This window comes from Pseudonocardia sp. HH130630-07, from assembly GCF_001698125.1.
Taxonomy (GTDB): Bacteria; Actinomycetota; Actinomycetes; order Mycobacteriales; family Pseudonocardiaceae; genus Pseudonocardia.
In genome coordinates this window covers 256,350-271,179 of sequence record NZ_CP013854.1, presented here as the reverse complement: position 1 = coordinate 271,179, position 14,830 = coordinate 256,350, and the positions used below count along the sequence as shown (strand labels likewise).

General features: G+C 74.0%; 15 protein-coding genes. 9 read left to right on the top strand and 6 right to left on the bottom strand.

Translation table 11 applies throughout. The features are described from left to right. Positions 1 to 7 precede the first annotated feature (7 nt). Positions 8 to 1,813, bottom strand: coding sequence for an NHL domain-containing thioredoxin family protein (locus AFB00_RS01340; RefSeq protein ID WP_068799904.1), 1,806 nt, complete (start codon positions 1,811 to 1,813; stop codon positions 8 to 10). A 72-nt stretch (positions 1,814 to 1,885) separates the two neighbouring features. On the opposite strand from AFB00_RS01340, the gene AFB00_RS01335 reads away from it, so the two are divergent. From AFB00_RS01335 to AFB00_RS01325, 3 genes are all read left to right on the top strand, one after another. Then, positions 1,886 to 2,692, top strand: a complete 807-nt coding sequence (locus tag AFB00_RS01335; protein ID WP_068799903.1) for an Fpg/Nei family DNA glycosylase — start codon at positions 1,886 to 1,888, stop codon at positions 2,690 to 2,692. 151 nt (positions 2,693 to 2,843) lie between these two features. Beyond that, the gene (locus tag AFB00_RS01330; RefSeq protein ID WP_197519714.1) at positions 2,844 to 3,914 is read left to right on the top strand and encodes a DICT sensory domain-containing protein; all 1,071 of its coding nucleotides are present in this window, start codon (positions 2,844 to 2,846) and stop codon (positions 3,912 to 3,914) included. Positions 3,915 to 3,948: 34 nt separating this feature from the next. Then, on the top strand, positions 3,949 to 4,515 hold the full coding sequence (locus tag AFB00_RS01325) for a hypothetical protein (protein WP_156819322.1): 567 nt from the start codon (positions 3,949 to 3,951) through the stop codon (positions 4,513 to 4,515). 91 nt (positions 4,516 to 4,606) lie between these two features. Here the strand turns inward: AFB00_RS01325 and AFB00_RS01320 are convergent, their stop codons facing one another. Beyond that, on the bottom strand, positions 4,607 to 5,293 hold the full coding sequence (locus AFB00_RS01320; protein ID WP_068795678.1) for a phosphatase PAP2 family protein: 687 nt from the start codon (positions 5,291 to 5,293) through the stop codon (positions 4,607 to 4,609). Between the two features lie 43 nt (positions 5,294 to 5,336). Further along, entirely contained in the window at positions 5,337 to 7,022 is a 1,686-nt protein-coding gene (gene pgi, locus AFB00_RS01315; protein WP_068799902.1) for a glucose-6-phosphate isomerase, read from the bottom strand. 507 nt (positions 7,023 to 7,529) lie between these two features. Between pgi and AFB00_RS01310 the strand changes: the two genes are divergently transcribed. The 3 genes from AFB00_RS01310 to AFB00_RS01300 all read left to right on the top strand — a co-directional run bounded on the left by AFB00_RS01310 (position 7,530) and on the right by AFB00_RS01300 (position 9,402). Further along, positions 7,530 to 7,997 (top strand): DoxX family protein, encoded by a 468-nt coding sequence (locus AFB00_RS01310; RefSeq protein ID WP_068795677.1) that lies wholly within the window; start codon positions 7,530 to 7,532, stop codon positions 7,995 to 7,997. Between the two features lie 95 nt (positions 7,998 to 8,092). Beyond that, a complete protein-coding gene (locus AFB00_RS01305) occupies positions 8,093 to 8,968 on the top strand; it encodes a HipA family kinase (RefSeq protein ID WP_068795676.1) in 876 nt (291 codons plus the stop codon). After that, entirely contained in the window at positions 8,965 to 9,402 is a 438-nt protein-coding gene (locus AFB00_RS01300) for a DUF3037 domain-containing protein (RefSeq protein WP_068795675.1), read from the top strand. Before AFB00_RS01305 ends, AFB00_RS01300 begins: the two co-directional genes overlap by 4 nt. Positions 9,403 to 9,440: 38 nt before the next feature. Here the strand turns inward: AFB00_RS01300 and AFB00_RS01295 are convergent, their stop codons facing one another. Then, positions 9,441 to 9,914 (bottom strand): SRPBCC family protein, encoded by a 474-nt coding sequence (locus AFB00_RS01295; protein WP_083275171.1) that lies wholly within the window; start codon positions 9,912 to 9,914, stop codon positions 9,441 to 9,443. A gap of 286 nt (positions 9,915 to 10,200) precedes the next feature. Between AFB00_RS01295 and AFB00_RS01290 the strand changes: the two genes are divergently transcribed. Further along, positions 10,201 to 10,683, top strand: coding sequence for a DUF6069 family protein (locus AFB00_RS01290; protein WP_068795674.1), 483 nt, complete (start codon positions 10,201 to 10,203; stop codon positions 10,681 to 10,683). A gap of 9 nt (positions 10,684 to 10,692) precedes the next feature. Here the strand turns inward: AFB00_RS01290 and AFB00_RS01285 are convergent, their stop codons facing one another. After that, on the bottom strand, positions 10,693 to 12,033 hold the full coding sequence (locus AFB00_RS01285) for a cytochrome P450 (protein WP_231974154.1): 1,341 nt from the start codon (positions 12,031 to 12,033) through the stop codon (positions 10,693 to 10,695). Between the two features lie 118 nt (positions 12,034 to 12,151). On the opposite strand from AFB00_RS01285, the gene AFB00_RS01280 reads away from it, so the two are divergent. Then, entirely contained in the window at positions 12,152 to 13,033 is an 882-nt protein-coding gene (locus AFB00_RS01280; RefSeq protein WP_068795673.1) for a metallophosphoesterase family protein, read from the top strand. 57 nt (positions 13,034 to 13,090) lie between these two features. Then, positions 13,091 to 14,419 carry an FAD-dependent oxidoreductase gene (locus AFB00_RS01275; RefSeq protein WP_231974153.1) on the top strand — a complete coding sequence of 443 codons (1,329 nt, stop codon included), beginning with the start codon at positions 13,091 to 13,093 and terminating at the stop codon, positions 14,417 to 14,419. Positions 14,420 to 14,514: 95 nt separating this feature from the next. Here AFB00_RS01275 and AFB00_RS01270 read toward each other — a convergent pair whose 3' ends face one another. Further along, positions 14,515 to 14,802, bottom strand: a complete 288-nt coding sequence (locus AFB00_RS01270) for a hypothetical protein (protein WP_156819321.1) — start codon at positions 14,800 to 14,802, stop codon at positions 14,515 to 14,517. Positions 14,803 to 14,830 lie beyond the last annotated feature (28 nt).

The following is a 14,830-nucleotide window of genomic DNA, read 5'->3' as shown; positions in this document are numbered from 1 at the left end:
ACGGGTGTCAGACCGAGCGCAGGTCCAGCTCCAGCGCCTGCGGTCCGTCCGCCTCGACCAGCACCGGGATCCCCCAGTCCTGCTGGTACCGGTGACACGCCGCGAAGGTGTCCCCGGCGTCGTCGCAGGCCGCCGCGGCCACGGCGATCTGCAGCACGCCGGAGCCGACCGCCGGGTCGAGGCGCAGCACCCGCCGCAGCCCGGTCGCCGTCCCCGATCCGGCGAGCAGCAGCTCGGGCGGGTCCGCGGTGACGGTGAGCGACGTCGGATCGCCGAACCGGTCGTCGAGGTGCTGGCCGGTAGGCGGCACGAACCCGATCCGCAGCTCCGGTTCGGCCCCCAGCTCCAGCGGGGTGCGGCGGACCGCGTGGGCGGCCCCCGAGACCAGCGTCCCGGCCGGGACCGGGATGCGCACCAGCCGGTGCGCCGCGGACTCGACGACGATCAGGGTGTCACCGGCGGCACCGCCGGCGCGGTCCAGGAGCAGGTCCGACGGCTCGGCCAGCCCGTCGGCCAGTGTGGACACCGTGTCCGACGACGGGTCGTAGCGCCGGATCGCCCCGTTGTAGGTGTCGGCGACGGCGACCGAGCCGTCGGGCAGGACGGCCACGCCCAGCGGGTGCTGGAGCAGCGCCTGCGCGGCCGGGCCGTCCCGGTGCCCGAACTCGAACAGCCCCTGCCCGGTGGCGGTGGCGACCTGCGCCCCGGCCCCGGGGTCGGTCCGCACCCGGCGGAGGGCCGACACCTCGGAGTCGGCGACCCAGAGCGTGCCGTCCGGGCCGGTCGCCACTCCCGAGGGCTGGGCGAGGAACGCCTCGCCGAACGCCCCGTCGCGCAGGCCCTCGGTCGTCGTCCCGGCCAGGACCGTGGCCTCGCCGGTGTCCGGGTCGACGGTCCAGAGCTGGTGCGACCCGGCCATGGCGACGACGACCCGCCCCTCCCACGTCGCGAGGTCCCACGGCGAGGACAGCGCGTGGCCGACCGACCCCGGCTCGACGCGTTCGCGCAGCTGGGACCCGGTGCCGGCGAGGGTGCGCACGGCGCCGTCCGGCCAGGAGACCCGGCGGACCGTGTGGTTCGCGGTGTCGGCGACCAGCACCGTCCGGTCGTCGAGCACCAGCACGCCCTGGGGCTCGGCGAACCGGGCGGCCGGTGCCGGTCCGTCGGTCGCGCCGCGCTCGCCGCTGCCGATCCGGCGGATCTCGGTGACGAGGTCGGGACCCAGCTCGACGAGCTGGTGGTGTGCGGTGTCCGACACCAGGAACGTCCCGCCGGGCAGGGCGGCGACCTTGCCGGGGAACCGGAGCGCGGTGTCCGGCGCGGGCGGGGCGACGTAGGGCCCGCTGCCGCGGCGCAACCGGTCACCGCCCGCGGCGATCAGCTCCCGGACCAGCGCGGCCAGGCCGGGCCCGTGCCCCTCACCCGCCATCCGGGCGACGACGACGCCGTCCGGGTCGATCACCGCGAGCGTCGGCCAGGCCCGGGCACCGTAGGCGTCCCAGGTGGTCAGCTCGGGATCGTCGAGGACGGGGTGCTCGACGCCGTAGCGTTCGACGGCGGCCTCGACGGCTGCCGGGTCCGCCTCGTGCACGAACTTGGGGGAGTGCACGCCGATGACGGTCAGCACGCCGTCCGGGCCGCCGAACTCCCGCTCGACCTCCCGCAGCTCGTCGAGCGCGTGCAGGCAGTTCACGCAGCAGAAGGTCCAGAAGTCCAGCACCACGATCCGGCCGCGCAGCTCCGCCAGCGTGAGATCCCGGCCGCCGGTGTTGAGCCATCGCCGTCCGCGCAGCTCGGGCGCGCGCACCCGCATCCTCTCGTCCACACAGACGTCCAACGTCCCGTCCCCGCGCGGGTGTTCCGGGGCCGGGCCAGACTGACCGGCATGCCCGAACTTCCCGAGGTGGAGAACGCACGGACGGTGCTGGCACAGGCCACCGGACGTGTCATCGCCGAGATCGACGACCGCGACGACTGGGTGTGCCGGCCGCACCGTCCCGGCGACATCGCCACCGCGCTCGAGGGCGGGACGCTCACCACGGCGCGCCGGATCGGCAAGACGATGTGGTGCGACACCCGGACCGCCGACGGGGCCGACGGCCCAGCGCTCGGCGTGCACCTGGGCATGGGCGGGCGGATCGTCGTCACGGACTCCGGGGGCGAGCGGATCGGCGGTGGCCCGGCCCGCCCGGACCGGCAGCCGCGCAAGACCGAGTGGGACCGGTTCACCGTCGCCTTCGCCGACGGCGGCGAGTTCCGGCTGTTCGACAAGCGCCGGCTGGGCCGGATCCGGCTCGACCCGGATCTCTCGGGGCTCGGCCCGGACGCCGAGAACATGAAGCCGGCCGAGTTCCGGGACCGGCTGGCGGCCGGCCGCTCGGCGGTGAAGGCGCGGTTGCTGGACCAGTCGGTGCTCGCCGGCGTCGGGAACCTGCTGGCCGACGAGACCCTGTGGCAGGCCCGGATCGATCCGCGGACCCCGGTCCGCGACCTGACCCGGACCGATCTCGACCGGCTGCACCGCAACCTGGACCGGGCCCTGGAGCGCGCGATCGCGAACGGCGGGGTGCACACCGGCGAGGTGATCGAGCACCGTCACCCCGGTGGGCACTGCCCGCGCTGCGGGACCGAGATGGTGCACGGGACCGTCGGCGGCCGGTCGACGTGGTGGTGCCCGAAGGAACAGGAGTGATCGTGTGCCGGGTGATCTTGTGCTGATCCCGTGACGTGCCCGTGACCCGCTGATCTCCGGTATATCCACCCCCTGTGTTCGATCGACTACGGCGAGTCCGCGATACTGCCTCGCAGCGATCCCGAAGGAGGGAGGCGATATGCCGGAACGGGTGTCCGTGAGCAAGCGGCTGTTGGTGGCGCTCTCGCACGCGATCGAGCGCTTCGCGCTGGCCGGCGCGGACGACCAGCCGACGCTCGTCATCGCGATGTTCCAGCGCCTGAGCTACTTCGAGCGCGAGGTCGAGATGTACCGGCGGATCGCCGGGCAGGGCACGGTGACGGTGGTGGGGCTGGTCGAGGACCTGCCGCCCGCGCTCCCGCCGGGGATCGACCACGTGCTGCTCGACGAGACCGATCCGCTCGCCCGCGAGTGGAGCGTCACCGTGCTCAGCCCCCGGTCCGGCGCCTGCCTGGTCGCGCTGGACACCGAGACCGTCTTCGAGGACTCGCCGACGCTGGAGGCGGGCCGCCGGTTCGAGGGATCGTGGTCCTTCCGCCGGGAGGACGCATACCACGAGGTCCTGCGGCTGCGGCGGGCCATGGCCGGGCGCACCGCGACGTCCACGCTGGACCGGATCGACGAGGTCCTCCGCGCGGTCGTCGCCAGCCCGCACGACGGCGGCGACTCCCGGCTGGAGGCGTCGATGCGCTTCGTCACCGACCAGATGGAGCGCGCGCTGCGCGGCGAGGCGCGCAACGACCGGCAGCTCGACGACGCGCGCGAGGACGACCGCGACCGCGCGACCGGCGCCCGTACCCCGGCGTTCCTGCACCGGTGGACCGCCGGTGGCACCAGCGGGACGCTGCCGATGGGTCTGCTCGGGCTCCGGGTGCCGGAGATCGAGAGCATGCGCCGGTCGCTGGGCATGCGGGCCGAGTACGCCGCGCTGGAGGCCATCGGGCAGAGCCTGCGCCAGGTACTGCCCCAGCGGGCCGACCGCGCGATCCGGATCGGCGCGGGCGACTTCCTGCTGCTGTTCCCGGCCCGGCACGCCGCCGACCTGGCCCGATACCACGACCAGGTGCAGGGCCACCTGCGCCGGTGCGAGACGCGCTACCCGTTCGTCCCGCTGCACGGCACGGCCGCGGCGGCGGTGACCCGGAACCGGCCGCTCCCGGTGGACGAGGTCATGTCCGCCGCCCGGTACAGCGCACCCCAGCACCTGCCGATCCTCGCCTGACCGGCCCGGCGGCGGGGTGGTGCACAATCACCCGATGCCGGACGAGTCGGACACCGCCCTGCTGTACGTCGACCGCGGACTCGTGCGCGCCGACCAGGGCCCGCCCGACCGGGCGGCGCAGCAACGGGCGCACTCCAGGGCCCGGCTGCTCCGGGCGCTGCGGTGGTCGCTGCCGATGACGGTGCTCCTGGTCGCGCTCGTCCTGCTGCTGCCGGGCCCGGCCGGTACCGGTCTGCTGGTCGCGGCGCCCCTGCTGGTGCTCCTGGTGGCGCTGGCGGTCCTCGTCGCGGCGCGCTCCGCCCGGACCGCGCAGGCGGTCGCGGGGCTGCCGGTGCCGATCGAGATCACCGGCCGGATCGCCCCGTCGATGCGCTCGATACTGGCGATGAGCCGGGCGATCGGGGCGCAGCCGGTCCTGCGCCGCTCCCGCACGGCCGCCGAGGGCGTGGTCCTCGTCCGCCGCTGGTCCGCCTCGGCGGAGGGGCTGCGGGAGGCGTGGCTGCGGGGCGACGTCGCCGCCTGGCACGAACACGCCCTCTCCCTGGCCGCCGCCGGCGAACGCGCGGAGCGGGTCCGCGCCGAGGTGGAGACGGGCCACTGACCCGCCCCGGTCCCACTCATGGAGCTTCAGCCCGGTGCCGCCGGGCCGAAGCTCCATGAGTGGCGGAGCCGCGGCACGCCCCCGGTGCGACTCATGGAGCTTCGGCCTCGTGAGGCGAGGCCGAAGCTCCATGAGTGGAACCGGGGGAGGGGGGCGGGGCGGCGAGCAACAGGAGGGTCAGGCCGGTGAATGCCAGACCGGCGCCCAGGGCCCAGCCGGCCAGGACGTCGGACAGCCAGTGCACGCCCAGGTAGATCCGGGTGAAGCCGACGGCCGCGACCCACACCGCCGCGCACGCCACCAGGGTGGTCCGGCCGCGACGGGCGAGGAACGGCCACAGCGCGAGCACCACACCGGTCCAGACCGCCGCCACCATCGTCGCGTGCCCGGACGGCAGCGACTCGTTCGCCACCGACATGAACTGCAGCTCCTCCGGCGGGCGGGCCCGGTCCAGCACCCGCTTGAGCCCGCTGAAGACCAGGCTCGCGACCAGCGGCAGCGCGGCCAGGTACAGCCCCCGCGCCCGGTGCCCGCGCCAGGCGAGCACGGCCCCGGTGACGAGCGCGACCACCGCGCTGCCCGCGGTGTTGCCGATCTCGGTGACGACCAGGGCCGCGCCCACCGGGCCCGGTTCCCGCTCGGCGGCGAACCCGGCCGCGGTCGACAGGTCCCGGTGCAGCCCGCCGCTGCCGCCGATCAGCAGCAGCGAGACCGCGGTGACCAGGAGCAGGGCGGCGACGATCCCCGTCGTCCGCGGGTCGGGCCGGTGATCGTCCACCGGACCAGTGTGCCCGGCCGTGCCCGCGGACGCCGGGGCGTGCTCAGCGGCCGCGCCAGGCCCGGTACCGCGCCACCAGCGCCGCGGTGGACGCGTCCAGACCGGCCTCGGCGGCGTCCGGCGGGTCGGCCGCGTAGAGCGCCGGGCCGAACTGCCGGGCCATGACCTTGCCGAGCTCGACGCCCCACTGGTCGAACGAGTCGACGCCCCAGATCACGCCCTCGACGAACGTGACGTGCTCGTAGAACGCGACGAGCTGGCCCAGCACCGCCGGGGTGAGCCGCTCCGCGAGGATGGTCGACGACGGCCGGTTCCCGGGCATCACCTTGTGCGGCACGATGCCGGCCGGCGTGCCCTCGTCGGCGATCTCCCCGGCCGTGCGCCCGAAGGCCAGCGCGGCGGTCTGGGCGAACAGGTTCGCCATGAACAGGTCGTGCATGTCCGCCGGCCCCTCGCCGGGCAGGTCGTGGTGCGGGCGGGCGAAGCCGATGAAGTCGGCGGGCACGATCCGGGTGCCCTGGTGCAGCAGCTGGTAGAACGCGTGCTGGCCGTTGGTGCCCGGCTCGCCCCAGAAGATCTCGCCGGTCGTCGTGGTCACGCCGGTGCCGTCGCCGCGGACGGACTTGCCGTTGGACTCCATCGTCAGCTGCTGCAGGTAGGCGGGCAGCCGGTGCAGGTACTGGGAGTAGGGCAGGACCGCGCGGGTCTCGGTACCGAAGAAGTTGGAGTACCAGACGCCCAGCAGGCCGGCGATCACCGGCAGGTTCTGCTCCAGCGGGGTCTCGCGGAAGTGCACGTCCATGGCGTGCATGCCGGAGAGGAACCCGGCGAAGTGCTCCCGTCCGATCGCGCACATGAGGGACAGGCCGATCGCGGAGTCGACCGAGTAGCGGCCGCCGACCCAGTCCCAGAAACCGAACATGTTGTCGGTGGAGATGCCGAACTCGGCGACCTTCTCGGCGTTGGTCGACACCGCCGCGAAGTGCCGCGCGATGGCCGCGGTGTCGGTCGTGCCCAGCCCGTCGAGCAGCCAGGTCCGCGCGTTGCGGGCGTTGGTCAGCGTCTCCTGGGTGGTGAAGGTCTTCGACGAGACGACGAACAGCGTCGTCGCCGGGTCGAGGTCACGGGTCTTCTCGTACAGGTCGGTCGGGTCGATGTTGGACACGAACCGGCATTCCAGGTCGCGCTGCGCGTAGTCGCGCAACGCCTCGTAGGCCATGACCGGCCCCAGGTCGGACCCGCCGATCCCGATGTTGACGACGGTCCGGATCCGCTCCCCGGTGAACCCGGTCCAGCCGCCGGAGCGCACCGCGTCGGTGAACGCGCCCATCCGGTCGAGGACGGCGTGCACGTCGGCCACGACGTCCTGCCCGTCGACGACCAGCGAGGCCTCCCGCGGCAGGCGCAGCGCGGTGTGCAGGACGGCCCGGTCCTCGGAGGTGTTGACGTGCTCGCCGGTGAACATCGCCTCGGTGCGCTCCGGGAGCCCGGCGGCCCTGGCCAGCCCGGCCAGCAGGCCGATCGTCTCCCGGGTGATGCGGTGCTTGGAGTAGTCGAGGACGAGATCCGCACCGACGGCGGTCAGCGCGGCCGCCCGGTCCGGATCGGACTCGAACAGCGCACGGAGATGGCGCGGTTCGACCTCCGCCGCGTGCTCGGTCAGCGCCGTCCACTCGGGGGTCGCGGTGATGTCTCTGCCGGTGACGTTCGTGTCGGACACGGTGCGCATCATTCCGCAGTACGGCGCCCGGCGTCATGCGACATCGTGTCCCGTCGCCCGCGTCCGGGCCGGAGGGACGGCCGCCGGGCGGCTGCGCCGCACGGGGGAACCGTTCGTCGCGTCCGGCGGCGCACGGGACGAACGGTGTGTCGCGACCGTTGGACAGCCCGTCCCGGGAGACGTTCCGTGACGTGCTGTCCCATTACCCGGGACGGCTGCTCCGGTCGGGTGTCCGGTGTCGACGTTCCGCCACGGAACGTGTCGATGAGCTGGGCGGACGCGTCGCGGGGCGGACCGCTCGCCCGGTCGTGCCGCGAGACGGGCCGGTCGTGGCGCGCGGACGCGACAGGGACACGGTCCGGTGTGAGCCGAGCGACTCTCATCGCGGCGTGGAGTCATCTTATCGCTCAGAGTCGCTGAACCGGGTGGAGGAACGGCCTGGTGCTCCTAGGGTCATGTGCATTGCGTGGTGAGGGGCTCACCCGAAGTGATCATGCTCGTGACGGAGGAACCACCGTGTACCGCTCCCTGACCGGAACCCCGCGGGACGTCGTGCTGCTCGCCGGCCGCATCCTGCTCGCCTACATCCTGATCATGCACGCCTGGAAGAAGATCGACGCGGGACTGTTCGACACCGCGGCGGTGTTCGCCGGCTTCGGCATCCCGCTGGCGATCGCGGCCGCGTCGTTCACGATCGTCGTCGAGGTGGTGGCGTCGACGTCGCTGCTGCTCGGCCTGCGCATGGTCGTGCCGGCCGGTCTGATGACCTTCGTCATGGCCGGGGCCATCTTCTTCGTGCACGGCCAGAACGGCCTGTTCATGGCGGACAACGGCTGGGCGCTGGTCGGTGTGATCATCTGTGGGCTGCTCGCGTTCATGGCCGCCGGGCCGGGCCGCTTCAGCGTGGACGCCGTGCTGGCCCGGGGCGCCGAGCGCCGGATGGAGCAGACCCAGTCGATCCCGCGGCAGACGATCTCGGTCTGACCCACGGGCGGTCGCGCGACCACGGCCCGCACCCGGTACCCCGGGTGCGGGCCGTCCGCGTCCCGGCCGCCGGACCGCCCGGATAACCTCCCCGGGTGTCGTCCCCACCGGGGTGGGACGGGCGCGCGCTGCGCCACGTCACCGCCATCCGCTACGTGACCCCGCTGCGCGAGGGCGGTTCACTGCCCGGCCTGATGGAGGCCGACGACCTCGGCAGCTACGCGGTCAAGTTCACCGGCGCCGGCCAGGGTCCCGCGGTGCTCGCGAACGAGATCGTCGCCGGGGAGCTGGCCAGGGGGCTCGGACTGCCGGTCCCCGAGCTCGCGACGATCGACGTCGACCCGGCGCTCGCCCGCACCGAGCCGGACCAGGAGGTGCAGGAGCTGCTCGCCGCCTCGGCCGGGCTGAACCTGGCCGTGGACTTCCTCCCGGGGGCGCTCGACCTCGATCCGCTCGCGTTCGACGTCGGCCCGGAGTTCGCCGGACGGGTGCTCTGGTTCGACGCGCTGGTGGGCAACGTCGACCGGTCCTGGCGGAACGCGAACATGCTGCTCTGGCACCGGAGCCCGTACCTGATCGACCACGGCGCGACGCTCACGTTCGCCCACGACTGGGCCGCGGCGGAGCGTTTCGGGACCCGCCCGTTCGACGCGGGCGACCACGTCCTGCTCGGCGCCCGCCCGGACCTCGACGCCGCCGACGAGCTGCTGGCCCCGCTGGTCACCGCCGACCTGCTCGCCGGGGTGCTGGCCCTGGTCCCCGACGCCTGGCTGACGGCCGGACGCGGCCCCGGCCTGGACTCGCCCGCCGCCGCCCGGGACGCCTACGTCGCGGCGCTGCTGGAGCGGGTGCGCCGGCGCCCGGAGTGGCTGCCCGCGGTCCGGGAGCAGGTCGCGGCCGGGCGCGAACGCCCGGTGCAGCGGGCCCCGCGGCACCCGTCCTGGCTGCGGATCGGCGGTGCAGGCCGGTGAGCGGGCGGGTGGTCTACGAGTACGCGCTGCTGCAGGTGGTCCCGCGGATCGACCGCGGCGAGTGCGTCAACGCCGGTGTGCTGCTGCACTGCCGGCGGCTCGACGTCCTCGCCGTCCGGGTGCACCTCGACCGGGCCCGGCTCGCCGCGCTCGACCCGCACTGCGACGCCGACGCGGTCGACGACGCGCTCGCCACGATCGCGGCCGTCGCGGGCGTGCCGGAGCCGCCGCGCTCGGACCGGCACGCGACCGGGGCGCTGGCGGCCCGCGGTCCGGGGGCGGGGGAGGACATCGGCCGGCGGTTCCGGCGGCTCACCACCGCGCGGAGCACGGTCGTCCGCCCCGGTCCGGTGCACACCGGGCTGACGGCGGACCCGCGCTCCGAGGCCGACCGGCTGCTGACCCGGCTGGTCCTGCCACCGGCGCCGCGCTGAGCCGCGGGCGGCCCCCGGCGCGCGGGGGCCGCCGGGGATCAGGACGCCGCGCGCCCGGCCTTCTCGATGGAGTCGGCCAGCTGCTCCTCGGTCAGCAGCGGCAGCAGCCCGCGGAAGCCCTGGTCGGTCACCGCACTCCAGTCGTAGACCTGGGTGACCCGGGTGCCGGAGCCCTCGGGCTCCAGGTGCCAGGTGTAGGAGTGGCCCTCGACCCGGGTCTCGCCGAGCTTGTCGGTGTACCCGTCGATCGGGTGCAGGTTCGGCGCCCAGCCGATGACCCGGTCCGGCTCGTAGGCGGTGATGGTGTTGTTGATCTTGTAGTCGCCGAGCAGGTCGTTCGCCATGTTCATGACGAACGTGTCGCCGACGCCCGAGACCGTGCCGGCCCCCTCGACCCCACGCAGCATCGACGAACCGTCGATCTCCTGGTGCCGCCCCGGGTCGGACAGCAGCGCGAACATCTGCGACGGCGTCGCGTCCACGCTGCGGGTCACGGTGATGGTGTCGCTCACGGAAGGCCTCCTGACCGATGGTCGCCGCCCGCTCGCCGGACGTGACGACGGGCGCTCCGCGCCGGATCCTGCACCACCCGGTCGTGTCCTGCACGCCGGATGGTCTGACCTGCTATGACACCGGACCGGACGGACCACCCGTGCGGTGGACTTCTCCGGCGCGGCCGGTTCCCGTGGTGGACGCGCGTGGCGTAGCGTCCCGGGTACACCGGGTGATCACCGCTGCGTGCCGGTGGGGCACGGTGCGGTGCCGCCCGTGACGGCGGCGAGAACGGGGGATCCGACGATGTCCGAGGCCGACGACCGGACCCGGGAGCTGGGCCGCAGCGCCCGGCCCGCACGCGGCTCGACGGTGCAGGCGAGCCGGCTGTGGGCCGGCGGTGTCGCCACCGCCGTGATCGCCGCGCTGATCGCGCTGGTCGGCTTCCTCATCGTGCGGGTGCTGCTGCAGATCCCGTACCTCGCGCCGATCCGTCCGGACACCGTCGGCGGCTGGGACGGTGCGGTCCAGCTGGCGATCGTCGCCGCGCTGGCCGCACTCGCCGCGACCGGGCTGGCCTGGCTCCTGCTGCTGGCGGTGCCCAGTCCGATGGCCTACTTCGGCTGGATCGCCGGGCTGCTCACCGCCGTCGCCACGGTCTACCCGCTGGCGTTCTCCACCGACCCGATGACCGTGCGGATCGCCACCGCGGTCATCCACCTGGTGATCGGTACGTCGATCATCAGCCTGGTGACGACGACCGTCACCAGCTCCTCGACCCGCGGCTGAGGGCCGGCCTCAGGCGGTGGCGGGGACGCGGGCGTCGCCGAGCCGGACCGGCAGCCGCCGGTAGCCGCGCAGCACCCGGGTGCCACGCAGCTCGGCGGGCCCGTCCGAGCGCAGCCCGGGATACCGGTCGAACAGCGCGCGGAGGCCGACCTCGCCCTCCATCCGGGCCAGCGCGGCGCCGAGGCAGTAGTGGATGCCCTGGCTGAACGCGACGTGGCGGTCCGCGCCGTCGCGGCCGACGTCGAACCGGTCGGGCTCGGGGAACACCGCGGGATCGCGGTTGGCGCCGCCGAGATGGGTGAGCACCAGCGCGCCGCGCGGGACGCGGTACCCGCACACCTCGGTGTCGCGTGCGGCCATCCGCCCGGTGCGCTGCACGGGGGAGTCGAACCGCAGGACCTCGTCGACGGCGTTCGGCCACAGCGCCGGCTCGCTCTGCAGCCGGTCGAGCTGCTCCGGGTGGGCCAGCAGCAGCTTGGTGCCGTTGCCGATGAGGTTGACCGTGGTCTCGAAGCCGGCGGCGAGCAGGAGCAGGGCGAGCGAGAGCAGTTCGTCGTGGGTGAGCCGGCCCTCCTCGGAGTCGTAGGCGTGCACCAGCGAGGACAGGATGCTGTCGTTCGGGTGCGCGCGCAGGTGCTCGAAGTGCCCGGACATCCAGTCCGCCATCGCGTCGATGTCGGACTCCGAGCGCCGGAACGTCGAGTAGGGCAGCCCCATGTCCAGCGAGTACGCGCCGCCCTCGCCCCACTGCAGGAACTGCTCGCGCATCCCGACCGGTGCGCCCAGCATCTCGGCGATCACCGTCGCCGGGAGCAGCGCGGCGTAGTCGGCGATGACGTCGGCCCGCCGGTCGCCGCCGGTCCTGGTCTCCATCTCGTCGAGCAGCGCCGCCGCGACCTCCTCCGTGCGCGTGCGCAGCCGGGAGATGGCCTTCGCGCTGAACGAGCGGGTGACCAGCTTGCGGATCCGGTTGTGGTCCGGCGGGTCGATCGAGAGCAGCGACGGGGGCTCGGCGGGCCCGAGCGGCCAGCTCCCGCCCGCCCTGAGCAGCGCGGTGAGCAGACCGGGGGCGTTCTCCGGCATCCGCATCCCGACGCAGAAGTCGGGGCTGCGCAGCACCGCGGTCGCGATCTCGTGGTCCACCGTGGTGTGGCTGAGCGAGGACCGGACCAGCCGGCCCTGCGCCCGGATCTCCTCGTAGGCGGGGTAGGGGTCGCGCACCGCGTCCGGGTGCACGATCAGCTGCGCGCCGAGGTCGCCCTTCCTCGACTGCCGGGACACCTCCCGCCGTACGGCGCCGTGCCGCAGCATCCACCGGATCCAGCGCCGTGCGCCGCGTGTCCCCGCCATGTCGACCTCCCGCGTCGTCGTCCGCCCCCGAACCTACTCCGGGTAACCTACCGCCGGTAACCAACTTTCGGCCATCCCTGGGGCGGTGCCCGTCCGGCGGGCGGGTACTACTGGTGAGGTGTCCGCCCCCGACGGCCCGCGCCTGCTCGCGGTCAGCGACCTGCACGTGCGTCACGCCGAGAACCGTGAGATCGCCGACGCGCTGGTGCTGGGCCACCCGGGCGACTGGCTGATCGTCGCCGGCGACGTCGACGAGCGGATCGACAGCGTGATCACCACGCTCGCCGCGCTGCGGTCCCGGTTCGCGGTCGTGCTGTGGGTGCCCGGCAACCACGAGCTCTGGACCAGGGCGAAGAACGCCAGGGCCGAGGACCCCGACAGCCGTGAACAGCTGGCCGGGGTCGCCCGCTACGACGAGCTCGTCCGGCGCTGCCGCGAGATCGACGTGCGGACCCCGGAGGACGACTACCCGGTGTGGGAGGGCGCGGGTGGCCCGGTGGTGGTCGCTCCGCTGTTCGTGCCCTACGACTACTCGTTCCTGCCCGCCGGGACCTCGACGCCCGAGGAGGGACTGGCCGCCGCGCACGCCGCCGGGGTGGTGTGCACCGACGAGTACCTGCTGCACCCCGACCCGTACCCGAGCCGGCCGGCCTGGAGCGCGGACCGGGTGGCGACGACGAGGGCCCGGCTCGACGCGATCGACCCGGCGCTGCCGACGGTGCTGGTGAACCACTGGCCGCTCGTCCGCACGCCGTGCGACGTGCTCTGGTACCCGGAGTTCGCGCTCTGGTGCGGGACGACGGCCACCGCGGACTGGCACCTCCGCTACCGGGCCCGCGCCGTCGTGCACGGTCACCTGCACATCCCCCGCACCGTCGTGGTCAACGAGGTCCCGTTCGTCGAGGTGTCGCTGGGCTACCCGCGCGAGTGGCGACGGCACTCCGAACGGCTCGGCTCCCACTTCCCGGACGAGTTGCCGCGCACGGTGTTAGGGAGCTAACACTAAGGTAAGGCTTACCTTCATATAGCCTCGGGGGTCGTCGACCCGAGGAGAACGATGACTGCGCTGCGCGTGGCGGTGGTGGGTGCCGGACCGGCCGGGATCTACGCCGCCGACACCCTGCTCAAGTCCGACGCCGACGTCGCCGTCGACCTGTTCGAGAAGCTCCCCGCCCCGTTCGGGCTGGTGCGCTACGGAGTGGCGCCGGACCACCCGCGGATCAAGCAGATCGTGCACGCCCTGCACCGGGTGCTCGACAACCCGGCCGTGCGGTTGTTCGGCAACGTTCACTACGGCACCGACATCACCCTTGCGGACCTGCGCGAGCACTACGACGGCGTGATCGTCGCGACCGGCTGCGAGCGGGACCGGGACCTGGAGGTCCCGGGCATCGACCTGCCCGGCAGCCACGGCGCCGCCGAGTTCGTGCGGTGGTACGACGGTCACCCCGACGTCGGCCGCGAGTGGGCGCTCGACGCGTCGTCGGTCGCCGTGATCGGCGCCGGCAACGTCGCGCTCGACGTCGCGCGGGTGCTCGCGAAGTCCGCCGAGGACATGAGCAGCACCGAGATCCCCGACTCGGTGCATGCCGGTCTGGCCGTGAACCCCGCCACCGACGTGCACGTGTTCGCCCGGCGCGGGCTCGCCCAGGCGAAGTTCAGCCCGATGGAGCTGCGCGAGCTCGACCACGTGCCGGGTCTCGAGGTGATCGTCGACCCGGAGGACGTCGAGTTCGACGACGGCTCGATGGAGCAGATCCGCGCCACCAAGCACGTCCAGATGGTCGTCAAGATCATGCAGGACTGGGCGCTGCGTGACCGTCGCGGCGACCCGCGCCGGGTCCACCTGCACTTCTTCGCCCGGCCGGACCGGGTGCTGGGCACCGACCGCGTCGAGGGGCTGCGGGTCGAGCGCACCGAGTACACCGGCGACGGGAACGTCCGCGGCACCGGCGTGTTCACCGAGTACCCGGTCGGCGCGGTGTACCGGGCCGTCGGCTACACCGGATCCGAGCTGGCCGAGCTGCCGTTCGACGCGGCCCGCGGGGTCGTCCCGCACCGGGCGGGCCGGGTCGACGGGATGCCCGGCGTGTACGCCGTCGGCTGGATCAAGCGTGGCCCGGTCGGCCTGATCGGGCACACGAAGGGGTGCGCGCTGGAGACCGTCGGGAGCCTGCTGGCCGACGCGCCGGACCTGCCCCGGGCCTCGCAGCGCGACCCCGGGGCCGTGCCCTCGGTGCTCGACGCCCGCGGCGTCGCGTTCACGACCTGGGACGGCTGGCTCGCCCTCGACAAGCACGAGCGCGGCCTCGGCGAGGAGCGCGGCCGGGAGCGGACGAAGGTCGTCCCGCGCGAGGAGATGGTGGGGGTCAGCCGCGCCGGCTGACCCCCGACGACCACCCGGCAGCGACGACGCCGGGACACCGGGACGGGCGGTCGCGGAGATCCGTGGCCGCCCGTCCGTCCGCGGTCGGATCGGGGTCAGGCCGGCGGCAGCGACCGTGGCGGGCGACCGTCGACGGGGCGCCGCCGCCCGGCGGTGCGGCGCGGCACGAACAGCCACCACAGGATCCAGACGCCGGGGCCGCTGGTCAGCAGGATCGCCGTGGCCAGCCAGCCGTCCCGCCAGAACAGCCCGGAGACGACCCAGCCGATGATCCAGACGACCATCGCGACCAGCCGGATCCGGATCCGCCTGCCGTGCTCGACCGCGAGCGGTTCGCGCAGGTCGGTGACGACCTGCACCGGTTCGCGACGGCGTCGGCGCACCGCACCGACGCTACGCCGCGCCCCGGGC

Coding starts and splice junctions, on each gene's coding strand:
- AFB00_RS01340 (WP_068799904.1), bottom strand. CDS start 1,813: ATGCGGGTGCGCGCGCCCGAGCTGCGCGGACGGCGATGGCTCAACACC.
- AFB00_RS01335 (WP_068799903.1), top strand. CDS start 1,886: ATGCCCGAACTTCCCGAGGTGGAGAACGCACGGACGGTGCTGGCACAG.
- AFB00_RS01325 (WP_156819322.1), top strand. CDS start 3,949: ATGCCGGACGAGTCGGACACCGCCCTGCTGTACGTCGACCGCGGACTC.
- pgi (WP_068799902.1), bottom strand. CDS start 7,022: ATGCGCACCGTGTCCGACACGAACGTCACCGGCAGAGACATCACCGCG.
- AFB00_RS01290 (WP_068795674.1), top strand. CDS start 10,201: ATGTCCGAGGCCGACGACCGGACCCGGGAGCTGGGCCGCAGCGCCCGG.
- AFB00_RS01285 (WP_231974154.1), bottom strand. CDS start 12,033: ATGGCGGGGACACGCGGCGCACGGCGCTGGATCCGGTGGATGCTGCGG.
- AFB00_RS01275 (WP_231974153.1), top strand. CDS start 13,091: ATGACTGCGCTGCGCGTGGCGGTGGTGGGTGCCGGACCGGCCGGGATC.